A 15,918-nucleotide genomic window follows, 5' to 3' on the forward strand; every position below is an offset into this window, starting at 1 on the left:
CCGGAGGGCAGAGACCTAAACAACCGGCCGGGCACTTCTTCTCGGCTAGACTCCTCGAAAGGCGGCCCGGCAGGGCCGGTCCAAGGAGGAGAAGAACGGCAGTGGAAGCACGGAACGGCAAGCACGAACAACCTGTCCTGCTGGTCCTGCGGGCACTAAAGCTCGGTGACCTGCTGGTTGCTGTGCCGGCGCTCCGCGCGCTGCACCGCGCTTATCCGGAACACCGCCTTCTCTACGCCGCCCAAGGCTGGCTGGAAGAGGCACTGGAACTCGTGGGCGGGTACGAACTGCTTCCGACCCATGGCCTGGATGTTCCAATTCCCATCGATGCAGGCAAGGTGGATATCGCGGTAAACCTGCATGGCAGCGGACCCGAAAGCGAAGCCCGGCTCGCTGCCGTCCGGCCCCGGACGCTCATTGGCCACCGGACCCCGGAACGGCCGGGCCCGGCATGGATGGAGGACATCCACGAGCGTGAGCGGTGGACCAGGTTGCTGCAGTGGCACGGCATCGACGCAGAACCTGACGATTTCCGGCTCCTCCCGCCAGCCGTTCCCGGCCCCTGTCCCGGCGCCACTGTACTGCACGTGGGGGCCGCCTACGGCAGCCGGCTATGGCCCGAGCACCGCTTCGCCGAGGTCGCCCGCGCGCTCGCCGACGATGGGCACGAGGTGGTGTTCACCGGAAGCACGGGAGAACGGCCGCGGGCGCTGGACGTGGCCCGGCTGGCCGGCCTTCCCGAGACGCAGGTGCTCGCGGGCAGGCTGCGGCTGGCCGAGTTCATGGCCGCCATCGCGGAAGCCCGGCTTGTGGTGTCGGCGGATACCGGCGCGGCGCATCTCGCCTCTGCCTACTCGCGGCCTTCAGTGGTGCTTTTCGGCCCGGCTCCGGCCGAGGTGTGGGGGCCTCCGCCCGGCCCGCACATCGTGCTGACCGACGCCCAGGCACGCCGTGGCGACACATTTGCCGCCACCCCTGATCCGGCCCTGCTGGCAGTCACCGTGGAGGACGTCCTGTCCGCCGTCGGGCAGCTCCGGCTCGCCTGACCCCCGCAGGTCCTGCCGGCGGGCCAGTCGTGCCGCCGGCGGGCCGGTCCTGCCGCTAGCGGGCGCTGCCGGTGCTGCCGGCGCCCGCCTCCCCGCTGCGGCCCTCCTCATCGAGCAGCCTGCGCTGCAGCCATACGAGGATCCGGGACAGGCGCCGGGACACCTGCATCTGGGAAATGCCGAACCGCTTGCCCAGCTCCACCTGGGTCTCCTCGCGGAAGTAGCGCCGGTACAGCATCTCCCGGTCATCAGGCTCCAGTTCCTGGATGGCCTGGTTGAGGCACACGAGTTCTTCGAGGTGCTCTATCGGCTGGTCGGGCGAGACCAGCCCTTCGCCCATGCTCGGCCCGCCCCACGGATCGGGGCTGTCCAGCGAGTCGGGATGCATGCTGCTTGCCGCGGCCTGGGCCTCCCGCACGTCGGCGGCGGTGACCCCCAGTTCCTCCGCCAGTTCCTGCTCCGACGGAACGCGGCCCAGCGACTGGGCCATGTCAGGGGCGGTGTGCAGCATCTGCGTCCGGACGTCCTGGACCCGCCGGGGCGGCCGCACGGTCCAGCACCGGTCCCGCAGAAACCGCTTGAGTTCGCCGCTGATCGTGGGCGCGGCGTACGCCGGAAAGCTTTCACCCTTCTCCTGGTCGAAGCCGCGGGCAGCCTTGACGAGGCCCAGATAGGCCACCTGGACCAGGTCCGAACGCTCCCGTCCGCGGGCAGCGTAGCGCGAGGCAAGCGACTCCGCCAGGTCCAGGTAATTGAGGACCAGCTGGTTCTCGAAGGCGTCATGCAGGCGGCCCGTGGGAGGCCCCTGCGGGGATGGCCCGCGGGGCGGGCCGGTCACGGAGTAAGAAGGCGGAGTTTCTGGCATTGTCGTGGGTTCCTTCGATCGAAAGGTCGAGAAAGCCTGCGGCAAGACTTAGAAGAAGGAAATCATAAGCGTGCTTATTACACAATGCTCCCGAGGCTATAGGCTCGAAAGAAGCAGCAAGGTTACGGCCGCCGTCGGACGGCCTGGCCGGAACGTTCAACAGCACCGGCAACGGTAACGGCAAGAGAGGCATTTCATGCGTATCGCGATCACGGGCGCCAGCGGCAATGCAGGGACGGCGCTGCTGCGCAGACTCCATGAGGCCCGAGCGGAATGCCCGGGCGGGCTGGAGCTGGTGGGCATCAGCCGGCGCGCCCCGGACAGCACGCGGCTGCCCTACGCCGGCGTCGAGTGGCACACCCTTGATGTGGGCGACGCCGGTGCGAAACAGGAACTGGCCCGGGCCTTTGCAGGGGCCGACGCGGTGGTGCACCTTGCCTGGCAGATCCAGCCGAACCGGGACCTCCCGCAATTGCACCGCACCAACGTCACCGGCACGGCGAACATGCTGGCAGCGGCCAGGGAAGCCGGCGTCAGCCACATTGTGTGCGCTTCGTCCGTGGGGGCGTACAGCAAGGCGCCAAAGGACCGCCGGGTGGACGAATCCTGGCCGGCAGGAGGCATTGAGGGCTCACATTACAGCCGGGACAAAGCGGAGCAGGAGAAGCTGCTGGACGAGTTCGCGGCGGACAATCCCTCGATCGCCGTGGCCAGGCTGCGCCCCGGGCTCATCTTCCAGGCCAAGGCCGGCAGCGAAATCGGCCGCTACTTCCTCGGGTGGATTCACCCCAGGTTCGTCCCGCGCCGGCCGGCACTGCCGATTTTGCCGATTCCCGAGGAACTGGTCTTCCAGGCGGTGCATGCCGACGACGTCGCGGACGCCTACTGGCGCGTGCTCAGGAACAGGGCCAGCGGAGCCTTCAATGTGGCCGCAGAACCTGTGATCACGCCGCAGAACCTCGCCAGGCTCTTTTCCGCCAAGCGGATCCTTCCGGTCCCCGTCCGCGCGCTCCATGCCTTCGTTGATGCAACCTGGCGACTGCGGCTGCAGCAGACCGACTCGGGATGGGTGGAGATGGCGGCCGGCGCGCCGATCATGGACACCCGCCGGATCCGGGAGGAGCTGGGCTGGGAGCCGCACACGGCGTCGCTGGAAGCCGTCCGCGAGGTGATAGACGGCATGGGCAAAGGCGCCGGCGTGCCGGAGTCTCCACCGCTCAAACCCCGGCGCAGCCTCCTCGGCCTCATCCGCCGGGGCTAAGACCCGGAGGGGCGCCCGCCCGCGGACGGCCCGCGGACGGCGGCCCACCCGCGGGCCTGCTGGGGCCCGCCCGCGCCTACTGGCGTGGGGTGTCCCGCCGGGTGGGGTCCGTCGTGGCGTCGGCATTGGAGCGGCGGGCATCAACATCGCGAGTGTCAGCGTCGCGCGTACCATCGGTCCGCATATCGTCGGCGCGCCCGCCCATGTCACGGTCGCGCATGTCACTCTCACGCATGTCCCGGTCGTCGTCGGCCCGGGCGTCAAGGCCCCGCCCGTCACCCCTGCGGGCATCGGCGTTCCGGGCATCGGCGTTCGCACGTGCGTCGTCGCGCCGGTTACCGTCCGCGTCCACGTCCGGATCCAGGGCGTTCGCCTTGTGCTGGTGCTTCTCGGCGTCAGTCCGGAACTCCTGTGCAGCCGCCTGCTTCTGCTCCGCCTCCTGGCGAAGCCGTGCGGCTTCAACCTGGGCTTTTTCGGCGTCGGCCTTGGCGTGCATGGCGCGGGCTTCGTTTTCGCGCGCCTCGAGGTCGGCGTTTTCAGCTTTGCGGCGGATCTCGGCGGCGTGCTGGCGGTTTTGTTCATCGCGCTTCTGCCGGAATGCCTCCTTGCGTCTGCGGCTGGACATCAGAAGCACCACGATGAGCGCGATGACGACGATTGCAACGACGATCCAAATCCAGGCAGTTGGGTCCACTGCGGATCCACCTCTCTCTTTTCCAGCACGGTCACTATCCGGCAGGGGCTCTGCCGTCCGCGCCCGGTATGTGGCTTCCGGAGCGGACAGCGGATTGAACTAGCGGCAGTCAGGGTACTTACGATCTAATAGTAATCATGCTTACTATTTATGGCGAGTAATTGCCGGCAAATGCCCGGCAACCCGACATGTTGGAGAGGTATCAGCCATGACGGAGAATCAACAGCCGCAGGGCGAGGGAGCTCCCCCACCCGAGGACGTTGAAGGCACAGGCCAGGAACAGGCCCGCAAGGGTGGCAGCCGGGGTCCCGCCCAGGACCCGAATCCACTGGCTTCCGCGCAACTGGCGGAAAGCCCGCAGTCGGAGACCCGGATTGCGGACGATCCGCTTGCCGGGAAGCAGCCGGCCGACGCTCCGCTGGGCAGTGATCCGCTCACCCTGGACCGCCGGAACCCTTCCAGGGCGCCCGGAGCATAGGAAGAAAACTTGATGGACCTGCCGCAGGACCCCCGCCCAAACCCCTGAGCCCAAACCCCTGACAGCGGGCGGGATACCCACCACGGGCGTCCTGCCGGCGAACGAAAGGATGCTTCATGGCCACCAAAGAAGCCCCGGAAACCAGCACGGCAAAGGCCGGCAGTGCCCCTGCCCCCGATGACGCCCGAAAGCCTGACAGCCCCACGGACGTTGACAAGCCGTCGTGGAAGTACATTTTCCGCAAGACCATGCGCGAGTTCACGAACGACCAATGCCCGGACCTCGCCGCCGGGCTTACGTACTATGCGATTTTTTCGATGTTCCCGGCACTGCTGGCCCTTGTTTCGCTGCTCGGCATCTTCGGCCAGGCGGAAAAGACGACGGCGGCACTCCTGGAAATCGTGCAGGGGGTGGCACCGGGGCAGGCAGTGGAGATGATCCGCGATCCCATCCAGGAACTGACCACCTCGCCTGCAGCCGGCTTCACCCTGATCATCGGCCTTGCGACGGCGATCTGGTCCGCCTCCGGTTATGTGACGGCCTTTGGCCGCGCGATGAACCGGATTTACGAGATCGATGAGGGCCGCGGCTTCGTCAAGCTCCGCGGCACCATGCTGGCCGTCACCGTGGCCTCGCTGATCATCGTTGCGCTGCTTGCGGCCATGCTGGTCATCAGCGGCCCTGTGGCCGAAGCCGTCGGCAATGTCCTGGGCCTCGGCGGCGTGGCCCTGACCGTGTGGAACATCGCCAAATGGCCCGTCATTGTTGCGCTGGTCATTGTGGTCATTGCCATCCTCTACTACGCCACCCCGAACGTGCGTCAGCCAAAGTTCCGCTGGATGAGCCTTGGTTCGCTGATAGCCCTGCTCGTCTTCGTAGTGGCCTCTGTGGGCTTTGGGTTCTACGTGGGAAACTTCAGCAACTACAACAAGACCTACGGCGCGATCGGCGGCGTGATCGTCATGCTCCTGTGGCTCTGGATCCTGAACATGTCCCTGCTTTTCGGTGCCGAGTTCGACGCCGAAATGGAGCGGGGCCGTCAGCTGCAAGCGGGCATTGAGGCCGAGGAAACACTCCAGCTTCCGCCGCGCGACACCAAGAAGAGCGACAAGCTCCAGGAGAAGGAAGAGGAAGACATCCGGTTGGGCCGCGAACTGCGCGAGAAATACAGCGAGCAGGGCAACGGCCAGAACGGCAACGGCCAGGACACCAGCCGCCAGGACGGCCGTGGCGGTGCCACCTCCCGCGGGGGCAACGACAACAGCCGCTGAAGGAAGTGACGTTACCCCGGGCAGCTGCCTGCAGGCAGCTGCCCGGCGGCGTCTCCGGCCTCAGCCGCCCGTAGGGCCGCAGCCGTCTCCACGCCCAGGACACGGAGGTAGGCACCAAAACCGTGCGGTGCCCGGGAGGCGGTCCGTCCGGAAGTCACCACACGCATGCTGTCCGTGGCGGTAATGGCAAAACCCCTCCTGCGGAGCCGCTCCACAAGGGCCCGGTCCTCTGAGGAAAGCAGCGGCGGAAATCCGCCGGCCTGTCGGTAAGCCGACGCGCGGACGCCCAGGTTTGCGCCGTAGACATTCCCGTGCCTTTCCTCCCGCGGGTGCCGGAGGTGCCAGCTGCGCAGAAGTTCCGGATCCATGCCTTCGGAGTCCGGCTCTACGGATCCCAGCACCGCATCCCAGCCGGCATCCGCGAACTGGAGCTGGCGCACAAACCAGTCCTCCGGAACCTGCGAGTCGGCATCGGTGTTTGCCAGCCACGTGCTTTCAAGGAGTTCGCTGCCGAGGTGCCGGATGGCGGCCGCCACTCCCGCAGCCCTGCTGGCCCCGGCGTTGCGAAACCGCCGGCGCACCACCCTCACCCCCGCATGAGCCCCAGCGAACCGCTCCGCGATCTCCGCCGAACGGTCGGTGCAGTGGTCCAGGACCACCGTGAGTCCCACGGCCACGGACGGCCGTTGCCGGGCCAGCGCCTCAGTTGCGGCGGCCAGCGCGGAAAGGGCGGCCCCCAGGTGGTACTCCTCGTTATGGACCGGCATCACTGCTTCAACCCGGCAGATGAGCGGTGGGAAACTGTCAGGCGTCACGCTGGTCCGGCGCGATGAAGGTTTCGAGCACAAAGTCGCGCTCGCGGTAAATGCTGGCAGACGGCCACCGTAGCTGGCTCCGTGCCAGCGCGTGGACGGTGTCGCCGTCGAGCTCCCAGCCGGCAACCGGATGCCTCCAGTGGCAGAGCAGCAGCGTTCCGCCGGGAGACAGGGACCCGGAGATGCGGCTGAACAGCTCCTCCAGTTCGACGGCCGGAAGGTAGTAACCCATCTCGGAGACCACAATGAGGTCAAAGCTCCCCTCCGGCCACTGTTCCGGGAGGGTGAGCTGCCTGGCTTCGGCGCCCGGGTACCGGGCGAGCCGTTCGGCGGCGCTGGCCACGGCCGTGCCGCTGCAGTCCACGGCAAGGAACCGCCCGCAGCGCTTTGCCAGTTCCTCGCTCAGGGTGCCGATCGAGCAGCCGGCCTCCAGGCCGGCGTCGTACTTCTGTTCAGGGAGGGCGGCGAGGGTCAGGCTGCGTTTGCGCTGCTCATACCAGCTGTCCTGGTACCTCCACGGGTCCTCGGTGCTGCGGTGCAGGGCGTCGAAGACGGCTTCGGCGTCCCGGGCGCTTCGCCGCCCGGTGACCGGCGGCCGCCAGGCGAAGACTTCAAAGGGCCGGGAAAAATGTGCAAGGAACTGTTCTGACAGCAGCACCTCGTCCCCAGGCTGGTCGGAGAGCGGCAGCAGCTGGGAGGTGTGGGCGTGCAGGGCAGCACGTTTGGCGCGCTGTTCGCCGGGGCTCAGGGGCAGTCGGTTCCAGTTCCGCCAGGCCGTGTCCTCCGGCGTGGCCCACAGCCAGTACCAGATGGGGTATTCCAGCAGCCCGTGGCTTCCGGCTTCGGCGGCCTCCGCCGCCACGGCTCCCAGGGTGTCGTGGTCGATGTGCCCGTCACCGCGGTACGGGGCAACAATGACCAGGCCGCCCTCAGCTGCCCCACGCTGGCTGATCATTTCCGCCAGCCGTTCGGCAATGACTGCGCGGTTCTGCGCCAGCCCGCTGTCCGGAAGGTCCAGGAACTGCCAGCTGTCCGCCAAACCCAGCGCCGCCATGGCAGCCGCGAATTCCTCCCGGCGGACGGCGGCAAGCTGCTGTGGCGTCGTGGTGGGCGAACCGGGGTGGGACGCCTCCCCTGCTGAACACAGCAGCACCTCAACGTGGGCGCCGGCGGACGTCAGCCGGGCAAGCAGGCCTCCGGCTCCAAGGGATTCGTCGTCCGGATGTGCAGCCAGGACGACGAAATCCATCCGTGCCAGTTCCGCCGGATCCAGCGGAAGTTCACCGATCGCGGCGAGTCCGCTGTTGGCCCAGGCCTGCTCATCCGTTCCGTCATCCGCGTGCGAAAACGTCACCATGCGTGCTCACCCTTGAGGGTCAGCGCACCCAGCTGGGCGTCGTCACGCGTGGCGTGGTGCTGCCGCACGTAGAGGGACAGGTCCGCCATGCACTTGCCGTACCGTTCGTCGAAGGCCAGTGGCCCGGGCCCCAGGTTTTGGCTCACCAGGAGCTGGACGCGTTCGACGGCGGCAGCAACAGTTCCGCGGACACGGAGCGCCTCGCTCCACGCACCAACAGCCCCGCCGCTGCTGGCACCGCCGCCGCCCGGTTCGGCGCCGCTGTTCGCCCGCGGCGCGGCATCCACGGCGTCGGCTGCCCGGGCGAGGTACTGCAGCGTTGAGGCCAGGATCCGGTCCACTTCGCCCAGGGCTGCGAGGGCTACTTGGTCGGGCTCGCGCTGGGATCTGGCTCCCCGCAGGAGTGCAGCCTGGAAGTGCCGGCCGAGCGCCACGGCGCCGCCCAGCCAGCACGCGGCAACGCCCATGCCGCCCCAAGCAAAGCCGGGGCGCTCGAAATACCAGCCGTCACCGCCAAGCTGCACGGCCGGAACCCGGTCAAAGTGGACTGTTCCGCTGGGGATTTCGCGAAGTCCCCGGCTGGTCCATTCCGGCACGTCGCATGTGACACCGGCGGCCCTGAGATCAACGGCAAAGGCAGCCCGGCCGCCCGCCCCGGTGTGCGCTGTCACGACGGCGTGGTCCACGAACTGCGCCAGCGAGCACCAGGGCTTGGAGCCGCTCAGCTGCACGCCGCCCTGATTCCCGCCGCGTTCAGCGGAACCGGATTCAGCGGAGCCGGGTTCAGCAGAAAGGTCAGCGGCTTCAGCCGTCAGCCTCGTGCCGGGGGCCTCGGCCGCGTAGACGCCCCACGTTCCCGTAAAAGTTTCCGGAGTTCCCGCCTGGGACAGGATGGCACCGGCATCCAAATGCGGCTCCAGAACCCGGGCGGCCGCCACGTCCACCGCCGCGACCGAGGCCAGCAGCTCCCAGAGGCGGGCAGTCCGCCCGTCACCGGGCTTCGGTGCGGAACGGCCGGCCTGCTGGGCGATGGCCAGGAGGGCAGGGATGTCCCCGACAGCCGAAACAACCCTGTCCAGCAGCGGCTCAATGTTCAAGGCAGGTTCGGTGCCCGGTGCGGCTTCGGCTTCCGGCACAGGTCCGACGCCGGCCTTCCGGGCCGGCGCCTCGCTGAAGCGGACGGGGTGCCACTGGCGGTGCGGACTGTTCATGCAGTATCCGCTGAGTGTCCGGGGCGCCGGGTCATGGCCGTGCTATCCCTTTTCCGGTTCGGTGACCGACGCTGAGGCGGGCATCACTTCCGCGTTCACCATCCAGGCCAGCTGCTCCAGCCGGGTGATGGCCGCGTGCAGGAGGTCCGCGCTCGTGGGATCTTCTTCATCCACTTCATCGTGAACATCGCGCATCGTCTTGACCGTCTGTTCCAGCCTCGCGGTGATGAGTTTGACGGTGTCCTTGGTGACGGTCAGGCCGGCAGGATACTGGTCCAGCCGCGTGCCGGACGAGACGGTGGCACTGCGGCCGTCCGGAAGGGCATGGATGGAGCGCATGCGCTCGGCCGTCTGGTCGGCGAGGAGGCGGGCACTGTCCACGATTTCATCCAGCTGCAGATGCAGGTCGCGGAAGTTGGTGCCCACCAGGTTCCAGTGCGCCTGCTTGCCCTGGACGTGCAGCTCGATCAGGTCGGTGAGGACCTTCTGGAGATTGCTGGCCAGAGTCTCGGATGCTTTCATGTCTTCCTCCGCTGCCGTCACCAATGCATGTGCATGCCTGGCTGGCCAGGCAGCCCGCCAGGATGATTCCCAGCATACTTATCTCTTGCGCCGCCTTATGTTTTGGGCCGAGCCCTTTGTGGCGGGGACATGCGCCTCAGCGGCCAGCGGGCCACAGCACCGTTGCCTGCAGCGATTCCAGCGGAACACTCCCGTAGGCCCGTGAATCGATGGATCCGGACCGATTGTCACCCAGGACGAACACGTGCCCGTCAGGCACCGTGACGGGGCCAAAATAGGTGCCGTCGATGCGGCTGTGGTCAATCCCGGGCTCGGCCTGCGGCACCCCGTCCACCACCAGCACCGAATCCTCGATGGCAACGCTCTGGCCCCCGAAGGCAATGGCGCGCTTCACCGCGGGGTTACCGTCTTCCGGGCTGGTGAACACCACCAGGTCTCCGGCCCTGACCGGCCCCAGTAACGGCCCCGGCTTGAACATCAGCACCACGCTGCCCTTGGGCAGAGCCGGCGCCATACTGTCAGAGCTGACCGTCACCGGCTCCACCAGCCACAGCCGGGAGGCGAGAAGACCCACGGCCAGCAGCAGCACGGTCGCGATTGTCTTCCCCCGGAAACCCTGGCGGGCAGTGCCGGCAGAGTTTCCGGGGATGGCATTGCCGTCAGGGGCCGCCCCGGTTCTCGGGCCCGCGCTCGTTTTTGGGTCGGCCCTGTCTTTTGGGTCGGCCCTGTGTGCCGCTAGCCGTCCCATTGGGCCGGTGCCGCCGTCATGGGGTCGTTGGACTGGCTGACCACGGTCATTACCGGGCCTCCTTCCGATAAAAGATGGTTTGAGACCGGCTTGCATGGGTCCAGCATGGCGGGGCGTGCTTGTAAAAAGCCGGACCGGGCGGGAAATCGTGGGGGTTATTGGGGACCACCCCCAATTGGGCCCCCTCAAATCGATGGTCGAATTCGCTTTCCCCAGCCAGAGCGCGAACAAATCCGGGGGGCAGCAGGGGGTGTACCCGGCTTTTGGCGCCGTGCAGCCACTTTTTCCCATCGGTTTTATCCGACCTTTGTCCAAGGTGAGGCGTCCACTGTTGACGCAGTTGGGAACGCATCTCCCGGCTTGGCCTTGTAGGTACTGGGGGCCATAAATCGAGTGTCCAATGAGGAGTTACCATGTCGCATTCAGCGATGAGGCTCACGATGCCTGACGGAGCCAAGCGCTCCCGGCCAGCGCACCGCAAGCCCAGCACCACCGCCGGGCGCATTGCCCCGGCCGTTGCCGGCGCACTGCTGGCAGCCGCACTGTCACCGCTCGGCGCTGTTCCCGCCAACGCTGAAACCGCCGGGATGGGTCCAGTCGACCCGGCAAACGGGTTCCCTACCTGGTATTCGGACGGCACGGTCAGGCTGCAGCTCTGCTATGAAGCAGGCAAGGGCTGCCTGAGCGAACCGCCCAATCCTGGCCAGGCGGTGTCCTACCCGGACAACTTCCCGGATGAGGCTTTCTGGTTCGCGGCGATGGCCGACGTAGGAACCGGCAGCTACGAGGCAGCCCTGGAAGCCGCCCACGCCAACGAGGCCGTGGTCGACGGAGACCAGATGGGCTTCGCCCGCCTCCGGTTCCGGTTTGTCAGCCTGCAGGCCGGCGCCTCGTACACCATCACCCACCCGTACGGCGAGGACACCTTGGTCGCCGATACGGCGGGCGAAATTAATGAGACGTTTGACTTGGGCGCCTGCGCCCCAACCCCCGACGCGGCCTGCAACTGGGCCGGCGTCGGCGCCGCCTTCCTGGGTGACTTTGGCCGGGGCACCACGGCAACGTTCCTCCGCCAGGATGGTGCCGCTCCCGGCACCCTGGGCGACATCAACACCGCACGCACCGTCACCGGCGCCCCCTCGGGCAACAACTTCGTGACAATCACCGGTCCGAACGCCGGTGGGCCCGGCGTCAACACTGCCACCACGAACCTCTTCACGGTGCAGGGCCTGATCGCTGAAGGTACCGAGACGGGTCCGTCCACCCCGGATCTGGCGGCAGCCAGCGACAGTGGCCGCTCCAACGCCGATAACGTCACCCGGATCACGACGCCGACCATCACCGGAACCCTTCCGGCCGGCGTCTCCGGTCCCGTTCAGCTCATCGTCAATAACGGCGCACCGACTGCCGCCACGCTGACCGGGTCCAACTACTCGGCAACCCTTGCGGCCCTGCCGCAGGGCCGCAACACGGTGCAGGCGCGGGTCGCGAACCCCGCCTTCGCCGGCGATCCCACCCAGCCGGAGTTCCTGACGTCGGCAACGCTGACCTTCACCGTGGATTCCGTTGCCCCGACAGCTTCGGTGGTAGCCCCATTCCCGTCCTCGCCCAGCCTGGACACCACGCCGTCGCTGAGCTTCACGAGCAACGACGCTAACGCACGGTTCGAATGCCAACTGCAGCCGACCAACGTGACGTGGGATCCCACCTGCGCCTCGCCGAAGACGTGGGATCAACAGGCCAGCGGTACGTACAACTTCCTGGTCCGCGCCACGGACGTTGCCGGCAATGTCAGTGCGCTGGCCAGCCGCACGGTGCAGATCGGCACCACTGTCACCGCCCCGTACCGCAAGGTGCAGGACTTCAACAGTGACGGCCGGGCCGATGTCATCTCCCGCGATTCCACGGGAACGCTCTGGCTCTACCGTGGCAACGGAAGCGGCGGCTTCCTTCCCCGGACCAAGATGGGCGCCGGCTGGAACGGGATGACGGCGATCATCAGCGCCGGCGACTTCAACGGCGACCGCAAGGCCGACGTCATCGCCAGGTCCTCAAGCGGCGTGCTGTACCTGTACCGCGGCAATGGAAGCGGCGGATTCCTCGGCGGTGCGCCGGTCGGCTCCGGCTGGAACTCCTTCACGGCCATCACCGCTGCCGGAGACGTCAACGGTGACCGCAAGGCGGACCTTGTAGCCCGCGACAGTTCCGGCAGGCTCTTCGCCTACCCAGGCGTCGGCAACGGCGGTTTCACCACCCGGATCCAGATCGGCAGCAGCTGGAATGGCCAGAACATTATCCTGGGCACCGACTTCAACGGTGACGCCAAGCCCGATATCGTCTCCCGCGATGCTGCCGGCAGCCTCTGGCTCTACCGCGGCGACGGTGCCGGCGGGTTCCTCGCCCGGGTCCAGCTCGGCGCCGGCTGGGGCGGCCTCAACACCCTGACGGCTCCCGGCGACTTCAGCGGTGACGGCAGGGCAGACATCATCGCCCGCGACTCAAGGGGCGGCCTGATCCTCTACCGCGGCAATGGTACGACCGGCATCCTGGGCCAGGCCGTCGTCGGTAGCGGCTGGAGCACGATGAGTTCCATCCAGTAGTTCCCAGCTCCCGGAGCAAGCAGCTCCCAGAGCACCCAGCAAGAAAGAGCACCGCCCGCGTACATCCTGTACGCGGGCGGTGCTTCTTTATGCTGGCAATGGCACCCTTAGCGCACCACCGCCAGCGCGAAGCCGTCCCAGCCCTTGGAGCCCACGGTCTGGATGACCGTGGCGTCCAGCCGGCTGTCCTCGCCCATCATCTGCAGCGCACCGATGATTCCCGGCGCGTTGACCTCATCCATCGAGGGGTCCAGCGGCACGCCCTCCCACACCACGTTATCCATCACGATGCTCGTGCCGGCCCTCCCCAGCCGCACGGCCCAGTCGAGGTACTGCGGATTATTTTCCTTGTCCGCATCGATGAAGACGAAGTCGAACGGGCCGTGCCCTTCGGCCTCCAGGGCGGCGAGGGTGTCCAGCGCCGCGCCAGTCCGGATCTCCACTTTGTGGCCGATGCCGGCCGCGTCCACATTGGCCCGGGCCACGTCGGCGTGCTTCTGCAGGTATTCGCAGGTCACCAGCCGCCCGTCGTCGGGCATTCCCTGGGCCATCCAGATGGTGCTGAAGCCGGCCAGGGTGCCGATCTCCAGCACTTTCCGGGCACCGGACGCCGCCACCAGCAGCTTCAGGAGCTTGCCGGCGTTCGGGGTCACTTCGATCGGCGGCATTCCGGCCTCTTCGGCGGACCGGACGGCACGCTGGACGGCTTGATCGGGGTGGACTACGACGTCGGACAGGTACTTTTCCATGGCCGTCCACTCGGGCCGGGGCTTGTGCTCAAACATGCGCACAGTCTTCCAGCAAGCTCCCTGCCCGGCTAGGCTTCCCTGTCAGTTGCCTTCGGCCGCGGTGCCGCCCAGGGCGCCCTCCAGGCGCTCGACCTTCGCGGTGAGCTCGCCGGAATAGCCGGGCCGGATGTCCGCCTTAATCACCAGCGACACCCTGCTACCGAATTTGCCCACGGCCTCGGTGGCGCGCTTGACGACGTCGAACACCTCATCCCATTCACCCTCGATAGTAGTAAACATGGAGTCGGTCTTATTGGGCAGCCCGGACTCCCGGACAATCCTGACGGCGGCAGCCACGGCGCCGTGCACGGATGCATCCCCGGCACCCGCCGCGGCGTAGGCAGGATCAGCGGGAATTCCGGACGGGGCGACTGAAAATGCAAGCAACATGGGTCCAGTCTGACACGGCGCCGGGTGCCGCCCGGTCTGTGGGCTGTGTCATATTCGGCGCTACCAACCGGTAACGGAGCCAGGCTGACACAGCGTTGCTAACCTTGGTCCATGAACCTCGTAGTAGAGCGCAAGCCACTGCGTGCCGACGCTGCACGCAACGTGGACAAGATCATCAATGCCGCCCGCGAGTGTTTCCGGCAGTACGGCCCGGACGTTCCGCTGCAGACCATTGCCGCAACCGCAGGCGTCGGTCCGGCGACGCTGTTCCGGAATTTCTCTGACAAGGAACAGCTGGTCCTGGCTGCCCTGAACCGCCAGCTCCGGCTCCACGTGGACCCGGTTATCGACGTCGCCCTGGCGGGCACCGATGCGGCCGAAGGCCTCTTCCGGGTCATCGACGCAGTAATGACAGCGGCCAGTGACAACGCCAACCTGCTCGGCGCCGTGGCCGGCAGGCGGGATCTGCTGACGGGCATCACCGGAAGCCTGATCGAGTCCGTTGGCGTCCTCCTTGACCGCGGCCAGGACCAGGGGACCCTGCGCGTGGACATCTCGCTGACGGACATGGTGCGGCTCCTGGCCATGCTGATCGGAGTGGTGGACACCATGGAGCCCGGCTCCGACGCCTGGCGCCGGCCCGCCGCCCTCGTTGAGGACGCGATCCGCGCCGAACGTCCCACCAGGGCCCTTCCCCCGCAGGTGCCACTCCCTTCGTCACAGTTCGAATAGCTCCAGTTCGAATAGTTGGCTGTGCGGGTCCGGCATATTCCGCACACCGCCCCTGCACAGTAAGCTAGGCACACCGGTGGGTTAGGAAGTCAGCCTCGGACAGTTCCATATACGGAGCACACCATGTCATTTCCTGCATGTGTTCAGCCAGCATGTATCCAGCTCAGACCGGCCGTGGCATCATGAACCGCTCACAGCTCGCGCACTTCATGAAACATTCAACGGATCCTGAAATCACTCTGGGTGCGGCCTCCACCGATGAGCTTGCCATCATCGTGGACGCGCTCTACCGGAACCTTGATACGCCGACTCCCGTGTTCGGCGCCCAGGACTGGTACGACCTCGCCACCGAAGAGCTCGCACGGCGGTCCGAGCCGGCCTCACCCGACGCCTACGGCGCAGCCTGAGCCGCTGCAGCCCGCGTCACTTTGCCAGAGCCCCTGACGGGCACAGCCCGCTAGGGCTGGGTGGACAGCGTGTGCAGGGCCGCGGCCAGGCATTCGCTCATGGCCTGCAGCGCGATCAGCTGCGCTTCGCGCACCTGGGGCTTGGGAGCGTTGATGCAAATGGCCTCATCCGCCGCCTGCGCCAGCGGGTTGGGAGCCGCCCCGGTGACAGCCCAGACGGTGGCTCCGGCGGCACGCGCAGCCACCGTGGCTTCCAGCAGGGCACGCCGGTGACCGCTGGCGGACACTGCCAGGAGAACATCGCCGGAACGGATGTGGGCCCGCACCAGGCTGGCGACCTCATCCGCGTGCCCCTGGGCAATTTCGACGGCGCTGACGGGGGCAGCGCCTGGTGACACTCCTGGCCTCAGCGCGATGACGGAAAACGGCTGGCGCTCACTCGCGTGACGTCCAAGCAGTTCCGCGGTGAATTGCTGCACCTCCGCCGCCGAACCGGCGCTTCCGGCAGTGACCAGGCGGTTTCCGGAAAGCAGCAGGCGGGCCAGTTCCTCGCCCCACTTGGCCAGGCGTGAGGACTCGTTTCTCAGGGACGCCACCGCGGGCCCCACCTGCCGCAGGTGCTCGAGGACGATGTCCACCGGGGCTTTCATTTCGAACGGCGCATCCGTGGCGCGGGTCCGGGACAGTCTGCTGACGGCCTTCATTTTGTACAACACCTCTTATTTAGAGCATA

The 15,918-nt window shown here is 67.2% G+C and carries 17 protein-coding genes; 7 read left to right on the forward strand and 10 right to left on the reverse strand.

Annotation, left to right across the window (positions count from 1 at the left end):
- Positions 1 to 101: 101 nt before the first annotated feature.
- Positions 102 to 1,046 carry a glycosyltransferase family 9 protein gene (locus BWQ92_RS08095; RefSeq protein ID WP_076799056.1) on the forward strand — a complete coding sequence of 315 codons (945 nt, stop codon included), beginning with the start codon at positions 102 to 104 and terminating at the stop codon, positions 1,044 to 1,046.
- A 55-nt stretch (positions 1,047 to 1,101) separates the two neighbouring features.
- Here BWQ92_RS08095 and BWQ92_RS08100 read toward each other — a convergent pair whose 3' ends face one another.
- A complete protein-coding gene (locus BWQ92_RS08100) occupies positions 1,102 to 1,911 on the reverse strand; it encodes a sigma-70 family RNA polymerase sigma factor (protein WP_083706249.1) in 810 nt (269 codons plus the stop codon).
- Positions 1,912 to 2,107: 196 nt separating this feature from the next.
- On the opposite strand from BWQ92_RS08100, the gene BWQ92_RS08105 reads away from it, so the two are divergent.
- Positions 2,108 to 3,172: an NAD-dependent epimerase/dehydratase family protein gene (locus BWQ92_RS08105; protein WP_076799057.1), complete on the forward strand. Its 1,065-nt coding sequence runs from the start codon at positions 2,108 to 2,110 to the stop codon at positions 3,170 to 3,172.
- A gap of 76 nt (positions 3,173 to 3,248) precedes the next feature.
- Here BWQ92_RS08105 and BWQ92_RS08110 read toward each other — a convergent pair whose 3' ends face one another.
- Complete coding sequence (locus BWQ92_RS08110; protein WP_076799058.1) at positions 3,249 to 3,866, reverse strand: hypothetical protein; 618 nt, start codon at positions 3,864 to 3,866, stop codon at positions 3,249 to 3,251.
- A 208-nt stretch (positions 3,867 to 4,074) separates the two neighbouring features.
- Here BWQ92_RS08110 and BWQ92_RS08115 point away from each other — a divergent pair, with 208 nt between their 5' ends.
- Together BWQ92_RS08115 and BWQ92_RS08120 are read left to right on the forward strand one after the other, a co-directional pair.
- Entirely contained in the window at positions 4,075 to 4,344 is a 270-nt protein-coding gene (locus BWQ92_RS08115; RefSeq protein WP_076799059.1) for a hypothetical protein, read from the forward strand.
- 116 nt (positions 4,345 to 4,460) lie between these two features.
- Positions 4,461 to 5,615 carry a YihY/virulence factor BrkB family protein gene (locus BWQ92_RS08120; protein WP_076799060.1) on the forward strand — a complete coding sequence of 385 codons (1,155 nt, stop codon included), beginning with the start codon at positions 4,461 to 4,463 and terminating at the stop codon, positions 5,613 to 5,615.
- An 11-nt stretch (positions 5,616 to 5,626) separates the two neighbouring features.
- Here BWQ92_RS08120 and BWQ92_RS08125 read toward each other — a convergent pair whose 3' ends face one another.
- The 5 genes from BWQ92_RS08125 to lepB form a co-directional block, all read right to left on the reverse strand.
- Positions 5,627 to 6,382, reverse strand: a complete 756-nt coding sequence (locus BWQ92_RS08125; protein ID WP_076799061.1) for a glycosyltransferase — start codon at positions 6,380 to 6,382, stop codon at positions 5,627 to 5,629.
- Between the two features lie 37 nt (positions 6,383 to 6,419).
- Positions 6,420 to 7,787 (reverse strand): bifunctional PIG-L family deacetylase/class I SAM-dependent methyltransferase, encoded by a 1,368-nt coding sequence (locus BWQ92_RS08130; protein WP_076799062.1) that lies wholly within the window; start codon positions 7,785 to 7,787, stop codon positions 6,420 to 6,422.
- Positions 7,781 to 8,998 (reverse strand): acyl-CoA dehydrogenase family protein, encoded by a 1,218-nt coding sequence (locus BWQ92_RS08135; RefSeq protein WP_236783150.1) that lies wholly within the window; start codon positions 8,996 to 8,998, stop codon positions 7,781 to 7,783. Before BWQ92_RS08135 ends, BWQ92_RS08130 begins: the two co-directional genes overlap by 7 nt.
- A gap of 42 nt (positions 8,999 to 9,040) precedes the next feature.
- Entirely contained in the window at positions 9,041 to 9,520 is a 480-nt protein-coding gene (locus tag BWQ92_RS08140; RefSeq protein ID WP_076799063.1) for a Dps family protein, read from the reverse strand.
- Positions 9,521 to 9,656: 136 nt separating this feature from the next.
- Positions 9,657 to 10,109 carry a signal peptidase I gene (gene lepB / locus BWQ92_RS08145; RefSeq protein ID WP_236783151.1) on the reverse strand — a complete coding sequence of 151 codons (453 nt, stop codon included), beginning with the start codon at positions 10,107 to 10,109 and terminating at the stop codon, positions 9,657 to 9,659.
- 572 nt (positions 10,110 to 10,681) lie between these two features.
- Between lepB and BWQ92_RS08150 the strand changes: the two genes are divergently transcribed.
- On the forward strand, positions 10,682 to 12,868 hold the full coding sequence (locus BWQ92_RS08150) for a VCBS repeat-containing protein (protein ID WP_083706250.1): 2,187 nt from the start codon (positions 10,682 to 10,684) through the stop codon (positions 12,866 to 12,868).
- Between the two features lie 107 nt (positions 12,869 to 12,975).
- On the opposite strand, the gene BWQ92_RS08155 is transcribed toward BWQ92_RS08150, so the two are convergent.
- Together BWQ92_RS08155 and BWQ92_RS08160 are read right to left on the reverse strand one after the other, a co-directional pair.
- Positions 12,976 to 13,653: an O-methyltransferase gene (locus BWQ92_RS08155; RefSeq protein ID WP_076799065.1), complete on the reverse strand. Its 678-nt coding sequence runs from the start codon at positions 13,651 to 13,653 to the stop codon at positions 12,976 to 12,978.
- A gap of 45 nt (positions 13,654 to 13,698) precedes the next feature.
- Entirely contained in the window at positions 13,699 to 14,046 is a 348-nt protein-coding gene (locus tag BWQ92_RS08160; RefSeq protein WP_076799066.1) for a thiamine-binding protein, read from the reverse strand.
- Positions 14,047 to 14,157: 111 nt separating this feature from the next.
- On the opposite strand from BWQ92_RS08160, the gene BWQ92_RS08165 reads away from it, so the two are divergent.
- Together BWQ92_RS08165 and BWQ92_RS08170 are read left to right on the forward strand one after the other, a co-directional pair.
- Entirely contained in the window at positions 14,158 to 14,778 is a 621-nt protein-coding gene (locus tag BWQ92_RS08165; protein ID WP_076799067.1) for a TetR/AcrR family transcriptional regulator, read from the forward strand.
- Positions 14,779 to 14,987: 209 nt separating this feature from the next.
- Complete coding sequence (locus BWQ92_RS08170; RefSeq protein ID WP_236783152.1) at positions 14,988 to 15,185, forward strand: hypothetical protein; 198 nt, start codon at positions 14,988 to 14,990, stop codon at positions 15,183 to 15,185.
- Positions 15,186 to 15,235: 50 nt separating this feature from the next.
- Here BWQ92_RS08170 and BWQ92_RS08175 read toward each other — a convergent pair whose 3' ends face one another.
- Positions 15,236 to 15,889, reverse strand: a complete 654-nt coding sequence (locus BWQ92_RS08175) for an SIS domain-containing protein (protein WP_076799068.1) — start codon at positions 15,887 to 15,889, stop codon at positions 15,236 to 15,238.
- Positions 15,890 to 15,918: the final 29 nt, after the last annotated feature.

Source organism: Arthrobacter sp. QXT-31 (assembly GCF_001969265.1).
In the GTDB taxonomy this organism is placed as follows: Bacteria; Actinomycetota; Actinomycetes; order Actinomycetales; family Micrococcaceae; genus Arthrobacter.